Annotated in this window: 16 protein-coding genes and 1 tRNA gene; 6 read left to right on the top strand and 11 right to left on the bottom strand. The window is 64.6% G+C overall.

Going from position 1 to position 14,041, the window contains the following annotated elements; all coding sequences use genetic code 11:
• Positions 1–69: 69 nt before the first annotated feature.
• The 3 genes from LB532_RS02315 to LB532_RS02305 all read right to left on the bottom strand — a co-directional run bounded on the left by LB532_RS02315 (position 70) and on the right by LB532_RS02305 (position 3,426).
• On the bottom strand, positions 70–894 hold the full coding sequence (locus LB532_RS02315; RefSeq protein WP_140643499.1) for a carbohydrate ABC transporter permease: 825 nt from the start codon (positions 892–894) through the stop codon (positions 70–72).
• An 11-nt stretch (positions 895–905) separates the two neighbouring features.
• Entirely contained in the window at positions 906–1,775 is an 870-nt protein-coding gene (locus LB532_RS02310) for a carbohydrate ABC transporter permease (RefSeq protein WP_140643439.1), read from the bottom strand.
• 418 nt (positions 1,776–2,193) lie between these two features.
• Positions 2,194–3,426 carry an ABC transporter substrate-binding protein gene (locus LB532_RS02305; RefSeq protein WP_140643438.1) on the bottom strand — a complete coding sequence of 411 codons (1,233 nt, stop codon included), beginning with the start codon at positions 3,424–3,426 and terminating at the stop codon, positions 2,194–2,196.
• 280 nt (positions 3,427–3,706) lie between these two features.
• Between LB532_RS02305 and LB532_RS02300 the strand changes: the two genes are divergently transcribed.
• Genes LB532_RS02300 through LB532_RS02290 form a run of 3 tightly spaced genes read left to right on the top strand, consistent with a single transcriptional unit; the run spans position 3,707 to position 6,439 of the window.
• Entirely contained in the window at positions 3,707–4,477 is a 771-nt protein-coding gene (locus LB532_RS02300) for an SDR family oxidoreductase (protein ID WP_140643436.1), read from the top strand.
• 2 nt (positions 4,478–4,479) lie between these two features.
• The gene (locus LB532_RS02295) at positions 4,480–5,547 is read left to right on the top strand and encodes an ABC transporter ATP-binding protein (RefSeq protein WP_140643435.1); all 1,068 of its coding nucleotides are present in this window, start codon (positions 4,480–4,482) and stop codon (positions 5,545–5,547) included.
• A 10-nt stretch (positions 5,548–5,557) separates the two neighbouring features.
• The gene (locus tag LB532_RS02290; protein ID WP_140643433.1) at positions 5,558–6,439 is read left to right on the top strand and encodes a MurR/RpiR family transcriptional regulator; all 882 of its coding nucleotides are present in this window, start codon (positions 5,558–5,560) and stop codon (positions 6,437–6,439) included.
• 3 nt (positions 6,440–6,442) lie between these two features.
• On the opposite strand, the gene LB532_RS02285 is transcribed toward LB532_RS02290, so the two are convergent.
• Together LB532_RS02285 and LB532_RS02280 are read right to left on the bottom strand one after the other, a co-directional pair.
• A complete protein-coding gene (locus LB532_RS02285; RefSeq protein ID WP_140643432.1) occupies positions 6,443–6,760 on the bottom strand; it encodes a DUF167 family protein in 318 nt (105 codons plus the stop codon).
• Between the two features lie 13 nt (positions 6,761–6,773).
• Positions 6,774–7,064 carry a YggT family protein gene (locus LB532_RS02280; protein WP_140492518.1) on the bottom strand — a complete coding sequence of 97 codons (291 nt, stop codon included), beginning with the start codon at positions 7,062–7,064 and terminating at the stop codon, positions 6,774–6,776.
• 135 nt (positions 7,065–7,199) lie between these two features.
• Between LB532_RS02280 and LB532_RS02275 the strand changes: the two genes are divergently transcribed.
• Positions 7,200–7,275: transfer RNA gene (locus LB532_RS02275), tRNA-Ala, on the top strand.
• A gap of 251 nt (positions 7,276–7,526) precedes the next feature.
• On the opposite strand, the gene LB532_RS02270 is transcribed toward LB532_RS02275, so the two are convergent.
• The 4 genes from LB532_RS02270 to LB532_RS02255 are packed head-to-tail and all read right to left on the bottom strand — an operon-like array spanning position 7,527 to position 10,751.
• Complete coding sequence (locus tag LB532_RS02270) at positions 7,527–8,468, bottom strand: energy transducer TonB (RefSeq protein WP_140643430.1); 942 nt, start codon at positions 8,466–8,468, stop codon at positions 7,527–7,529.
• A complete protein-coding gene (gene exbD / locus LB532_RS02265) occupies positions 8,465–8,932 on the bottom strand; it encodes a TonB system transport protein ExbD (protein ID WP_140643428.1) in 468 nt (155 codons plus the stop codon). Before exbD ends, LB532_RS02270 begins: the two co-directional genes overlap by 4 nt.
• Positions 8,933–8,944: 12 nt before the next feature.
• Positions 8,945–9,871, bottom strand: a complete 927-nt coding sequence (exbB, locus tag LB532_RS02260) for a tonB-system energizer ExbB (protein WP_140643426.1) — start codon at positions 9,869–9,871, stop codon at positions 8,945–8,947.
• A gap of 55 nt (positions 9,872–9,926) precedes the next feature.
• Positions 9,927–10,751: an ATP-binding cassette domain-containing protein gene (locus LB532_RS02255; RefSeq protein WP_140643424.1), complete on the bottom strand. Its 825-nt coding sequence runs from the start codon at positions 10,749–10,751 to the stop codon at positions 9,927–9,929.
• A gap of 186 nt (positions 10,752–10,937) precedes the next feature.
• Here LB532_RS02255 and LB532_RS02250 point away from each other — a divergent pair, with 186 nt between their 5' ends.
• A complete protein-coding gene (locus LB532_RS02250) occupies positions 10,938–11,612 on the top strand; it encodes a cysteine hydrolase family protein (RefSeq protein WP_140643422.1) in 675 nt (224 codons plus the stop codon).
• Between the two features lie 99 nt (positions 11,613–11,711).
• Here LB532_RS02250 and LB532_RS02245 read toward each other — a convergent pair whose 3' ends face one another.
• A complete protein-coding gene (locus LB532_RS02245) occupies positions 11,712–12,656 on the bottom strand; it encodes an LLM class flavin-dependent oxidoreductase (RefSeq protein WP_140643420.1) in 945 nt (314 codons plus the stop codon).
• Between the two features lie 137 nt (positions 12,657–12,793).
• Positions 12,794–12,949 carry a hypothetical protein gene (locus LB532_RS02240; RefSeq protein ID WP_140492547.1) on the bottom strand — a complete coding sequence of 52 codons (156 nt, stop codon included), beginning with the start codon at positions 12,947–12,949 and terminating at the stop codon, positions 12,794–12,796.
• Between the two features lie 291 nt (positions 12,950–13,240).
• Between LB532_RS02240 and LB532_RS02235 the strand changes: the two genes are divergently transcribed.
• The gene (locus LB532_RS02235; protein WP_140643418.1) at positions 13,241–14,008 is read left to right on the top strand and encodes an SDR family NAD(P)-dependent oxidoreductase; all 768 of its coding nucleotides are present in this window, start codon (positions 13,241–13,243) and stop codon (positions 14,006–14,008) included.
• Positions 14,009–14,041: the final 33 nt, after the last annotated feature.

Here is a 14,041-nt window from a genome sequence, read left to right as displayed (position 1 = left end):
CCGTGGACAGGTTACTCTTCGCTCTCGCAATTCCGGACGGAAAAAACCGCCATACACTTTCATGAATTGCTATTTGACGGCCCCGAGCGCCAGCCCTCGCACGAGGTAGCGCTGCAGCCAGATGAACAGGATCGCCACCGGCAGCGTCGCCAGCAGCGTGGCGGCCATGACGTGATGCCATTCGATCGTGTAGCGCCCGGCGACCAGCGAGAACACCTGGATCGGCAGCGTGTAGCTCTCCTGGCTGCGCAGCATGGTGAGCGCCACGACGAATTCGTTCCAGGCGTTGATGAAGGTGAAGATGGCGGTGACGGCAATGGCGGGCAGGCAGAGCGGCAGGAACACTTTGCGCAGCGTCAGCCAGCGGCCGGCGCCTTCCATCCAGGCCGCCTCCTCGAGATCGCGCGGGATGGTGTCGAAATAGCTCTGCAGCATCCACACCGTGAAGGCGACGTTGAAGGCCATGTAGATGAAGCCCAGCGCCGTGGTGCTTTCCACCAGCCCCCAGGCGGCCATCAACCGGAACAGGCCCAGCACCAGCACGATCGGCGAGATCATCTGCGAGATCAGCAGGAACTGGCGGAAGGCGCCATAGCCGGCAAAACGAAAGCGCGACATGGCATAGGCCGCCGGCACGGAGATCAGGATGGCGCCGACGGTGGCGATCACCGAGACATAGAGCGAATTGGTGAGCGCCCGGCCGAAGCCGGTCGCCACCCACATGTCGGCGAAATTCGACCAACGGAACTCGCTCGGCCACCAGGTCGGCGACAGCACCTCCTGCCGCGGCTTGACCGACGTCAGGAACATCACCGCGAAGGGGAAGACCGTCACCATGATCAGCGGCGAAAGCAGCAGCCAGGCGATGATGGTGCGCTTCAGCTTGCCCGTCATGAGCCTGTTTGTCATGCGCGTTGCTCCCGCATAGCCAGCCGCACATAGATCATGGTGAAGACCAGCAATATGGCGAACATCACCAGCGACACGGCGGAAGCCTCGCCCAGTTTGCCGATGCGGAAGGCGAGCTTGTAGAGGTGAGTGACCAGGATGTCGGTCGAATTGGCCGGCCCGCCCTGCGTCATCACCCAGATGATCGGGAAGGAGTTGAAGACGTAGATGGTGTTGAGCACGATGGCGATGTTGATGAACGGCTTCAGGAGCGGAAAGGTGATCTCGCGGAACTGCTGCGCCGGCGTGGCGCCCTCCAGTGCCGCCGCCTCATAGAGGTCGTCCGGGATCGAGGACAGGCCGCCGAGGAAGATGGTGGTGGTGAACGGCACCGTCACCAGGATGCCGATCAGCACCTGCATGGGAAAAGCGGTCTCGGCGCTCGCCAGCCACTGGATGTTCTGGCTGATCAGGCCGAGACCGATCAGCGCCGAATTCAGCATGCCGCTTTCGCCGCTGAGCGCCCAGCGCCAGACCACCGCCGTCATGGTCAGCGACACCGCCCAGGGCAGCATGATGATGACGCGAGCAAGGCCGCGGCCATAAAAATCGGTGTTGAGGATGATCGCCACCGGGACCGATAAAAGCAACGCGCCGCCGACCACCAGCACGGTCCACAACCCCGTGCGCCAGAGTGCGGCGATGAAATCGGGATCGTCCAGCAGTGTCGAGAAATTGGCCAATCCGGCGAACTCGCGCAGCTGGCCGAAGCGGTTGACCTCGTGGGTCGATATCTGGATCAGGTCCCAGACCGGCCAGAAGATGACGATCGCCGCCAGGAACAGGCTGGGAAAGGTCAGGAGGTAGGGCAAGAAACGATTTTGCATCGGCTGGCTTGGGACCATGTTGCAGTGGACTTGAGTGGCCTCGAATTCCTTACACGCGTTGGCGCTGCCCTTCACCTGCCTGCCCGTCTTCCACGGCAGTTGCGGAAGGGGGCCCTTCCTCTCCCCCGTCGATCGGGGAGAGGTGTCGAGCGAAGCTCGACGGAGTGGGGGTCGACCCCAGCGCAAAGGCGAGGCGATGCTTGCGCCTAGTGCCCTTCCTATGTCCGTTCGCGGCAGTTGCCAGGTGGTTCCCCCACTCCGTCTCGGCTTCGCCGAGCCACCTCTCCCCCTCCGGAGGGAGAGGAAAGGAGCCTGGCTGGGCGGCGCTGACATCGACGAACTGTTTTTCTGCTAAAGTCTGGAAAAGTGTGGCGCGCCCCGCCTGAGTGGGCGCGCCACGGGCGCAGGGAGATACGCCCTATTTCTTCAGCACCGCGTTCGCCTTCGCGGCCGCATCCTTCAAACCTGCCTCCGGGTCGCCGCCGAGATAGATCTTTTGCATGGCGTCCGAGGTGATCTGGGCGATCTCTTCCCAGCCCGGGATGACCGGCGCGAAGCGGGCGTCCGGCAGAAGCGCCGTGAAGGCGGCGAGGTCGGCATTGTTGACGTAATAGTCCATCTTGGCCTCTTCCTTGTTCACCGGCAGGAAGCCTTCGCCTTGCGTGAACTTGGCGCGCTGTTCCGTGGTGAACAGGAAGTCGAGCAGCTTCCAGGCCTCGTCCTTGTTCTTGGAGTTCTTGAACATGATGATGGAATCGGTGACGCCATAGGTGCCACGCGCGCCCGTCGGGCCGGCCGGTATAGCCGCCACGCCATATTTTAGGCTCGGCGCCTCTTCTTTGATCTGGTTGGACAGGAAGGGCGCGGTGATCATCATGCCGACCTTGCCCTGCTTGAACAAGTTCTGCACGTCCTCACGGTTGTTGGAGGTGACGCCAGGCTCCGTCAGGCCCTCGTCGATCATCGACTTGTAGAGCTTGGCGGCTTCGAGCGCGCCGGGCGTGCTCAAGCCCGATGTGCCGTCCTTGTTGAGGATCTCGGTGCCGTATGACCACATCGCATAATAATAATAGACGTCGGTCTCGATCTCCTTGCCCTGCAGGCCGAAGCCGAATGTGCCGGACCCCAGCGCCTTGATCTTGCGGGCGTCCTCCTGCAGCTCGGTCCAATTGGCCGGCGGCTTGGCGATGCCGGCCTTCTCGAACAACTCCTTGTTGTAATACATGGCGCGCGCCGAAGCGGCGATCGGCAGGCCGTAGGTCTTGCCGTCCATGATCGAGGGCGACAGGAACGTGTCGATGAAACGGCCCTTGAAATCTGGCGTGATGTAGCTGTCGAGCGGCTCGGCGACGTCCTGCTGCACGAAGTCGATCAGCCAGCGCGTGCCGATGATCGAGAGATCCGCATTGGTGCCGGCGGTGATGTCGGTGGTCAGCTTCTGCAAGAGCACATCCCATGGCACCACTTCGAACTTGACCGTGATGCCGGGGTTCTTTGCCTCGAACTCCTTCTTGACCTCCTCGAAGTAGGGGCCGGTCTTGGCGCTGTATTCGGCGACGGTTACGCGCACCTCGCCGGCTTGCGCCTGCGCCGCGAAGGCCAGCATGCTCATTCCGGCCATCAAGCCGACAGTCCATTTCGCAATGCTCATCCGATCTCTCCCATTTTGTTCCGCGCTTTTGCGCTCCTCACGCCGATGTGGCGCAGGATTATGTGACTTTCCTACATTATCGAGGAATTGCCCGCACGCAAGCAGATTATCGTGTTGCTTAATTACATTCCATTCACTAGCCTGCCGACATCTGCCTAGAGCAGTTCACCGTTTCACGGAAACGGAGAACCACTCTAACTCTTTGTTTTGACGCAATTCCGGACGGAAAACCGTATACACTTTTCCTGGAATTGCTCTAACTGCCGGAGGAGCAAGCGCCGTGGTTTCGAAAGCCGAATTCGAAGGCCGCACTGTCGTTGTCACGGGCGCCGGCGGCGGCCTTGGCACAGCGATCGTCGCGTTGCTGGCCGGGAGAGGCGCGCGGGTGGTCGGCTGCGATCAATCGGAGGAGGCTTTGGCAAGCCCGCACCTCGCCTCGCGCCATGTCTTCAACCTTCTCGACCGGGTGTCGGTCGAGGCAGCCGTCGCGGCCGTGCTCGACAAAGACGGCGTGCCCGACATCCTGATCAACAATGCCGGCTGGACGCGCGCGGAGACGCTCGGCGCATTGAGGGCCGACAGCATAGAGCAGGAACTCGATCTCAACCTGACCGGCGTGATGACGTTCGCCGATCCGCTGGTCAAGGCGATGGCGGCGCGCGGTTCGGGCAGCGTCGTCTTCATTTCCTCCGTCAACGCCATCGCCCATTTCGGCAACCCGGCCTATGCCGCCGCCAAGGCCGGCATCAACGCCTATGCCAAGGCGATCGCCGTCGAGCTCGGCCGCAGCGGCGTTCGCGCCAATGTCGTCTGTCCGGGATCGATCCGTACCGCCGCCTGGGATCATCGCCTGGCCAAGAACCCCGACATTCTCGGCAAGCTCCAGCGGCTCTATCCGCTCGGCCGCATCGTCAATGCCTCGGAGGTGGCGGAAGCCGTGGCGTTCCTTGCCTCCGACCGGGCGTCCGGCGTAACGGGCGTGGTGATGCCGGTGGATGCCGGCCTGACCGCCGGCTGCCTGCCGTTCATAGACGACATAGTGGGAGCGTGACCATGACCGACGTCCAGTTCCGCGGCCTTTCGAAATCCTTCGGCCAGCACAGCATCCTCGAGAACATCAACCTCGACATCGAGAGTGGCGAATTCGTCGTGCTGGTCGGCCCGTCCGGCTGCGGCAAGTCGACCCTGCTGCGCATGCTGGCCGGACTGGAAACGATAAGCTCCGGCGATCTGGTCATTGGCGGCGTGCGCGCCAACGACCTGCCGCCGCAGCAGCGCAACATCGCCATGGTCTTCCAGTCCTACGCGCTGTTTCCGCATCTCAAGGCCTCCGACAATATCGGCTTCGGACCGAAAATCCGCGGCGAGAGCCGCGCCGTGGTCGAGGACAAGATCAAGAAGGCATCCGGCATCCTCAACCTGTTCTCCTATCTCGACCGCTTCCCCCGGCAATTGTCGGGGGGCCAGCGCCAGCGCGTCGCCATGGGCCGCGCCATCGTGCGCGAACCCTCGGTCTTCCTGTTCGACGAACCGCTGTCCAACCTCGACGCGCAATTGCGGGTGCAGATGCGCACCGAGATCAAGGCGCTGCACCAGAGACTGAAATCGACGGTCGTCTACGTCACCCACGATCAGATCGAGGCCATGACCATGGCCGACCGCATCGTGGTGATGGATCGCGGCCGGATCCAGCAGGTCGGGCCGCCGCTGGAGCTCTATGACCGGCCGGCCAACAAGTTCGTCGCCGGCTTTCTCGGCTCGCCGTCGATGAGTTTCGTTTCGGGGTCCCTCAAGACGACGGCCACGAACAGCTGGTTCGAATCGACCGGCGGCGGAAGGCTCGCGCTTGCCGGCAAAGAGGTGCCGACCGGCGGTGCGGTGGAGGCCGGCATCCGGCCCGAGCATTTTGTCATCGGCGAAGCTGCCGGCGCGATGACCATCAAGGTGGACGTCGTCGAGCCGACGGGCTCGGAAACCCATGTCTACGGCGCTATTGGCGGCGATACGGTGCGCGTCGTCTTCCGCAACCGGGTGCCGGTGAAGCCAGGCGACCGCCTGCCGGTCTCGGTCGAGCCGCGCAACATCCATCTTTTCGACAAGGCGACGGGCCTGCCTCTATGAAAGCACAAGCGTGAAGACACCGGCCGACATCATCACCCGGCTGCAGCTGATGTCGCAGGACGGCACCAAGTCGGATCGCCGGCTGGCGGGCCTGGTCCTGTCCGATCTCGATTTCGCCTCCAAGGCGGCGATCTCGGAGATCGCCGCGCGCGTCGGCGTCAGTGAGCCGACGGTGACCCGCTTCTGCCGCAATCTCGGCTGCGAAGGCCTGCGCGACTTCAAGTTCTATCTGGCGCAGGCGATCGCTATCGGTGGACAGTATCTGTCGCCCGAGCCGCTGAGCCGCGACGCCCGTGAGCAGCGCATCGCGTCGGCCATCACCGAGGCGGCGATATCGGCCATCCAGCGCGCCAGCGAAAATCTCGACATGACGACGCTGGTCGACGTCGCCGCGCGCATTGCCGCGTCAGGCAACGTGCTGTGCGTCGGCTCCGGCGGCATTTCCTCGATGATGGCGACCGAAATGCAGAACCGGCTGTTCAGGCTGGGCCTGCCGGTGCTGGCGCAGATCGACGGACAATTGCAGCGCATGTACGCCGCCGTGGCCACGCCAGAGACAACGCTGGTCGCGTTCTCGGTTTCCGGCTATGCGCGATCGGTCATCGAGGCGGTGCAGGTCGCGCAGCAATATGGCGCCACAACGGTTGCCGTCACCGCGCCGGACTCGGCATTGGCCAGGGCCGCCGACACCGTCATCCATCTGCAGCCGCTCGAGGACGGCAACATCTACAAGCCGACATCGTCGCGCTACGCGCTGCTGGCGATCGTCGACATGATCGTCACGTCGGTGGCCGAGACGCGCGGCCCGAAGGTGCTGGAAAATTTGCGCCGCATCAAGCAGAGCGTGAACACGCTGAAGGTCGACGATCCGCGTTTGCCGCTGGGCGACTGAACTTCAGGCCGAAGCACTGAGCGCCTCGATACGCTGCATCAGCACCTCGGGTTCACCCGTCACGCGCAGCGTCTTGAGCCGTGCCGTGCCGCCAGCGACAACCGAGACGGCCGAGGCCGGCACTCCAAGCGTCTTGGCGGCCAGCTTCTCCAACGCTTGATTGGCGGCGCCGTTTTCGGGCACGGCGCGGACCCGTGCCTTCACATGACTTCGCCCGTCAGCCGATGTCTCGATGGCTTCGAACCTGTCAATGGAAGACTTCGGCGTCAGCCGGACAAACAGCTCGATGCCGTTCTCGCGGATGCGGAACGGGGCACTCATGCGATCGCCGGGTTCACAGCACCAGCGGTGCCACGGTGGTGAGCAGGAACTGCCTGAGGAAGAACAGGATCAGCAGCAGGATGATCGGCGAGATGTCGATACCGCCAAGGTCCGGCATGAAACGGCGGATCGGCCGCAGCGCCGGCTCGGTCAGGCGGTAGAGCATGTTGCCGATGCTGCCGACAAACTGGTTGCGCGAGTTGACGACGTTGAAGGCGTAGAGCCAGGAAAAGATCGCCGAGATGATGATGACCCACCAATAGAGGTCGAGCGCCATGACGATTGTTTGAATGAGGGCGAGCATGCCGGTCTCCAATTGTTGCCGACATGTAGCCATTGCGCGCGAAACCGGCAAGGGCAGGCTTCGGCCGCCAGGATTCGGCAAAACGTCGCCTTGACAGAAAACTGCCGTGCCCGATAAATGCGCCATCCGCTGGACGGGGCTGTAGCTCAGCTGGGAGAGCGCGTCGTTCGCAATGACGAGGTCAGGGGTTCGATCCCCCTCAGCTCCACCAGCGGAATAATCGCTTTTCCGCTCTTCGCTGCATCTGCAATGTCCAAAGCGCATGGTTCGCTTCGGCGCGACGTGTCGCACCACCAGTGCCCGCCCGGCCCGCGGCGATTGCGTGGGCCTTGCAGGCCAAACGCTTGCCAATTGGACCTATGCGATGGCCGCCGTCCAATCGACGCTTTTTTGGGAAGGCGTTTCGGGAGGGCGAGCCGTCTAAATTCCTGACCAGAAGCGTGTTTGACCGCAGCTCCGAGGCTAATGCCGAAGGCTGAACACGAACGGCGCCGTGCGGCTGACGCGCGAACCGAGCTCCGGCGGCGGCGCCGGCACCGTGGCGCCCTGCAGCACGGCGAGCGCGGCCCGATCGAGGTCGGGATCGCCCGAGGAGCGGACGACGCGCGCCGACGTCACCCGGCCGGAGGCGTCCACCGTGAAGGCGACGTCGGCATTGCCTTGAGAGCGCCTGGATCTCGCAGCGCTCGGATAGCGCGTATGCCGCTTGATCCATGACAGCAGCCGCGATTCCCATTTGGCCGGGCTGACACCGGCTGCCCCGGCTGCCGATTTCGGCGCGGCTGTCCTGGCGGCGGGCTTTGCCTCCGCGCTCGCGGCGGTTACAGTCTTCGGCGGCGGCGCCTTATTCTTCTTCGGCTTGGGCTTCTCGACGGGCTTTTTCACCTTGGCCTGGACGGGTTTCTTTTCCTTGGGCGTCTCGACCGGCTGTGGCAGCGGCACGGCGACGTCGGGCGCGACCGTCTCGGCGATATCAGGGACGACCTCTTCGAGCGGTGGTTGGTCAACCGGCTCAGTCCGCATCGTCTCAGTCGGTTCGGTTGCGTCAGGCGGCGGCGCATCCGGCTCGGCAACGGGCTCCGTTTGCTCGGCCACTTTCTCGGGTTCGGCTTCAGGCGCTTTTTCGGTCTCCTCGACCGGCTCGGCCTGGTCGGGCACAGCGGCGTCCAGCGTCGCGGCCTGTTCGCGCACGGCCGGCGTCACCACCATCGGCGCCATCTCGATCGCCAGCGCCGGCGGCGGCCCGCCATCCGCCGGGTCGACCGGGCTGAAGCTCTGCACCGCATAGGCGACCGCAACATGCGCCCCAAGCACCAGCGCGGCCGCAACCGCCCACAGGCCGAGGTCGCGCCAGCCGAGGCGCGACAGCTCCACCGTGGGCGAGGCGGCCGCTTGCCGGGTCATGGACCAGCGGCTCCGCCTGGCGCCGCTGCCGGAACATCGCCGGCGGGCGCAGCCTCCAGGCCGACCAGGGCGATCTTCAGATAGCCGGCGCCGCGCAGCAGGTTCATCGCCTGCATCAGGTCGCCATAGGCAACCGTCTTGTCGGCGCGAAGGAAGATGCGCGCCTGCTTGTCGCCTTTGGTCCTGCCGTCCAGCGTGGCGGCGAAAACCTGGCGCGGCACGGTGTCGTTGCCGATCGCCAGCGAGAGATCATCCTTCAACGTCAGGAACAGCGGCGTCTCCGGCCGCGGCGCCGGCGTCGCGGTCGAGCCCGGCAGGTCGACATTGACATCCACCGTCGCCAAGGGCGCTGCGACCATGAAGATGATCAGCAGCACCAGGATGACGTCGATGAAGGGCGTGACATTGATCTCGTGGCTTTCCTCGAGGTCATCGTCCATGGTCTGACGGATGCGGCTGCCCATGGTCTTGCTCCGCTACTGCGCCGCCAGCGCCGTTGCCGGCGCCACCGTGCGGAAATCGAGGTCGCGGCTGACCAGCCGCTCGACGCCAGCCGAGGCGTCGGCGAGGATCTGCCGGTAGCCGGCTATCGAGCGCGCAAAGACGTTGTAGATGACGACGGCCGGTATCGCGGCGACGAGCCCCATGGCGGTGGCGAGAAGGGCTTCGGCAATGCCCGGCGCCACCACCGCCAGGTTGGTGGTCTGCGCCTGCGAAATGCCGATGAAGGCGTTCATGATGCCCCATACGGTGCCGAACAGACCGACGAAAGGCGCGGTCGAGCCGATCGTCGCCAGCAGGCCGGTGCCGCGCGACATGCGTCGCGCCGCCGCCGCCTCGATGCGTGTCAGGCGCGAGGCGACCCGTTCCTTCAGCCCGTCGCCGCCGGCATGGTCGAGCGCGCCGGCCGAAAGTGCCGCTTCTTCCTCCGCCGCCCGCACCAGCAGGGCGCCGGTGCCGCCGTTGCGGCCGAGCGCGCGGCTCGCCTGCTTCAGCGTCGCGGCATTGCCGATGGCCCGCGCGGCGCGACGGGCGCCAAGCTTGCCGGCAAGCACTTCCAGCGACTTGGCCAGCCATATCGTCCAGGTGACGAGCGAGGCGAAGGCCAGCCCGATCATCACCGCCTTGACGATGATGTCGGCAGCCATGAACATGCCCCATGGCGACAGATCGTGCGGCAAGGTGAACGCCGGCGTCGTCGAGGGCTCGGCCGCCGTACCGGCCCCGGCTTGCGGCTGTGCAGGCGCTGCGGCTCCCACGGGGGCGGCAGGCGTGGCCGGCGATGGTGCTGGCGCCGTAATGGTGGCGGGCGTGCCGTTTGCCGGCTGCTCCTGCGCCGGCGCGCTGGCGGCCGCCAGCATGGCGGATGCAAACAGCGCTGCGACCAAACCGGTTCTCGACATCGTCTTCTTCCTCGTTCTCACAGCCGCCAGCCTTCCCCGCCGCGGCCCTGAAGCGTCACTGGACATAGCCGACGGGCTGGCCTGTGACGGGGTGCGCGAACACGCCCATCTCCACTCCGAAAATGCCCTCAAGCACATCGCCTTGCATGATTTCGCCGGGCGTGCCGCGCGTCAGCAGCCTGCCGTCCTTCAGGGCGATCAGCTCGTCGCAGTAGCGCGCTGCCATGTTGGGATCGTGCAGCACCACGACGACGCAAAGGTCGCGCTTGCGGCTGAGGTCCCTGACCAGCCCAAGCACCTCGACCTGATGGGCGATATCGAGCGCCGAGATAGGCTCATCGAGCAGCATGACGCCGGCGTTCTGCGCCACCAGCATGGCGAGCCAGGCGCGCTGGCGCTCGCCGCCCGACAGCTCGTCGACCAGCCGGTCGGCAAAGCCGGCCATGTAGGTCAGGGCCAGCGCCTCCTCGACATGCCGCCTATCGTCCTGGCCGAAGCGGCCGAGCGCGCCATGCCAGGGATAACGTCCGAGCCCCGCCAGCTCGCGCACGGTCAAGCCGGTCGCCGCCGGCGTCGTCTGCGGCAGATAGGCAAGCGCCCGCGCCAGTTCGCGCGCACCCCACTGGGCCAAAGGCCGCCTGGCGAAGGTGATGGCGCCAGAGCTTGCCGGCTGCTGGCGCGCCAAAAGCTTGACCAGCGTCGACTTGCCGGACCCGTTGTGGCCGATCAGCCCGTAGACGCGCGCGCGCTGCAATTCGAACGAAACCGGGCCGAGCAGCGTCCGCTCGCCCACGGCAAAGCGCACCGCGTCGATGTGGAAAGCAGTCTGGGTGTCTGTTCCCGTCAAGGTCCATCTCCAGTACGGCTGCGGGCATGCCATCAATCCGGTTTTCGGCAACCGTGCCCGGTTGACTATGAAACATGACTTTACTAGTCAACAATGAAGTTGAGTTTTTGCGTCAACAAAATATCGTGACGCCTGATGCCGCTTCGAATTCCAGGCAACGAAGCGTTTCCGTGGAGCGATGAACCGCTCTAAGGTCTTCGCTGAAACAGGAAACCGCGCATGATCAAGGCGACACCCTTCGACTTCCCCTATGACGGCAGGCTGGTGGCCGAGAACACCGCGCTGGTGGTGATCGACCTGCAGCAGGATTTCCTGTCTACGACGGGTTACTTCGCCAGGAAGGGATATGATCCGTCGCCGTTGAGAGCGATCCTGCCCGCGGTGAGCCGGCTGATCGCCGCTGCCCGCGAGGCGGGCGTCAGCATCGTCCATACAAGGCAAGGCTACCGGGCCGACATGGCCGACATGACACCTTACGAGAAATGGCGCCGCAGGCGGGCCGGCCTCGACGGCGCCGAGATCCTGCTTCGTTCGGGTCCGGGTTTTCAGATCGCTCCGGAGATCGACGTCGCGCCGCAGGACATCATCGTCGACAAGACCTGCAACGGCGCCTTCACGTATACGGATTTCGAGCTCGTGCTGCGCGCGCGAGGCATCACGCGTCTTCTGTTTTGCGGATGCACTACGGATGTTTGCGTGCACACGACGCTGCGCGAAGCCTGCGACCGCAACTTTCAGTGCCTGACGATCTCCGACGCCTGCGCCAGCGGCGACAGACGGGCGCATGAGGCGGCCCTTCACATGGTGACGGTCGAGGACGGCGTCTTCGGCGCGCTGGCGGATTCTGGTGCAGTCCTCGAAGGCCTGTCACGGCTGGGTAGCAAGGCGCGTTAAAGGATTAGGTACCGCAGAGCAGCCTCGCAGGTTATAGACACGGCAGGGATAGCACCCTCCGGCAGGCCAGAGCGGTTGGAAAGGAAATTTCTCCGCAGTTCAGCCCGTTGCCCGTGTTTCCAGTCCCATGCGCTGCGCGAAAGCCCCATGCTGGAACTCGCCGCTTTCACGCCGCGCCAGCGAATTGCGCAGCAGCGCGATCGTCTCGCGGCCGACTGTCGCGATCTCGCGCGGCGTGTCGACGCCGACGATCATGAATTCATCGATGCCGAGAGCCGCGTAAGCAAGCAGCGACAGGGCGGCCTGGGCCGGCGGCCCGGAGACATCGACCGCCTTGTGCCCTGCCGAGGAAACGCCCCGGTGGATGCGGACCGGAAGGGCGAAGCGCAGTCTGGCGGCCCGGCCATGTTCGGCGGCGGCGCCGCGCACCCGTTCCATCAACTGCCTGACATCGTCGATCGAACCGGGCGCCAGTTCGAAGACGTCGGCATGCCGGCCGGCTACTTTCAGTGCCGTGCCGGATTGCCCACCCATGCGGATGACGAGGTCGGCACCATGCGGTCCCTTGCGCTCGATATAGCCGCCCTTGATGCTGTAGAACGCGCCTTCATGGTCGAAAGGCCGCTCGTTCGACCACAGCCGCTTCAACAGAACCAGATACTCGTCGATGCGCTGCCAGATGACGCCGTGTCCGACCGGCCGCGTTTCGGCGTCGTCATCGCTCAACGGCTCGCTGATCATCCTGAGCGCAAGGCGGCCGCCGCTGCGGGCGTCGATCGAGGCAAGCTGCCGCGCCGCCACGGTCGGTTGGACCACGCCGGCCCAATGGGTGAGGACCACTTCCAGAGACGAGCTGCGGTCCAGCACCTGGGCGGCAAGATCCATATTGGTCAGCAGGCCGGCCGGATCGTCCACCACGAGGTTGCGGAAACCGCCATCCTCGATCAGCGCCAGCCTGGTCGCCGTCTCGGCAAAGTCGTAGAAAAAGGAAACTGCGCTATCGGCAGAGGTCTTGCCGGGGACATGCGTGAATTCGATCGGCATTGCCATCTCCTCCATCTCTGGAATCACGGATGCGGTCAAATACGAATCAATGGCGCGCGCGAAAGCGCACCGGGATCCGGTTCATTCAGCTCCGATTGCCTGAAGGCGGTGGGTCGTCAGCCTGGCCGGACCACGGCTCAGGGAATGAGGCCCAGAACAACAGCCCCGGTGAACACGAACGCAAGGGCAAAGACGACATAGGCGAAAGCACCGGCATAGGCCGGGCGGAAGCTCTGGGCATTGGCCAGCCTCTGGCCGCTGCTGCGGGTCTCGGTGTTCTGCATATAGGACATGTCGACCTCCGTCTCGCCGGTTAATCTATAAAATTTGTAGACTTTGTCGATTGCTATTTTCCGCCATGCGCAGAATTTTTTTCTAACAGCGCCGAGAAAATTGGCGCTGAGTTGCTGCAGAGCGGCATCGACGTGATCGACGGACATGGCAGCGTCGGTTGCACTTCCGGCGCTCGACGGCACTTCACTTGCCGATCCATTCGCGCATTGGCCGCCCCGCGCGGGCAGGATAGCATCGCGGCAGAGCGACAACGCGAGATCGTCCAAAGGACATTTGGGAGGAGCAAGGAAATGGGAGCAAGACTGGCCGGCAAGGTCGCCATCGTCTCGGGGGGCGCGACGGGAATGGGCGGGGCGGCCTCGGAACTGTTCGCGGCGGAAGGCGCAAAGGTGGCGATCATCGACCGCAATGGCGAAGCGGCGGCAGCCACCGCCGCGGCGATCCGGGCGCGCGGCCAAATCGCGGAGCATTTTATCGCCGACGTTTCCGACGAGGCGCAGGTCGAGGCGGCCGTGAGGGGCGCGGCCGAGAAGTTCGGCGCGGTTACCGTCCTGTTCAATCATGCCGGCACCATCGTGATAAAGCCGTTCCTGGAAACCAGCGTGCAGGAATGGGACTGGCTGCATGCCGTCAACGTGCGCTCAATGTTCCTGATGACCCGCGCCGTGCTGCCCGGCATGATCGCGGCCGGGGGCGGCTCGATCGTCTGTACCTCGTCGATCTCGGCGGTGGCGGCGACGCCGAACGAAGTGCTCTACGACACGACCAAGGGCGCCTGTCACATGTTCGCGCGCGCCATCGCCGTGGAATTCCGCGACCGCAACATCCGCTGCAACGCCGTCTGCCCCGGCTTCATCCGCACACCGCATGGGCTGCGCGAGGTCGCCGATCTGGGCAAGCTCGGCGTCGATGTCTCCGACGCGGCGCTGGCTGCACAGCAGGGGCGGATCGGCGAACCGGAAGAGGTGGCAAAGGCGGCGCTGTACCTCGCCAGCGACGAGTCGAGCTTTGTCAACGGGGCCCATCTGTTCGTCGACAATGGTTTTACCGCGATGTGAGGTGTCCCAAGGTCCAGGGTCTTCGTCCCAAGC

The organism is Mesorhizobium sp. ESP-6-2 (assembly GCF_020164675.1).
Lineage (GTDB): Bacteria > Pseudomonadota > Alphaproteobacteria > Rhizobiales > Rhizobiaceae > Mesorhizobium.
Note: the sequence above shows the minus strand (reverse complement) of the source record. Positions and strands in the feature narration are given on the sequence as shown.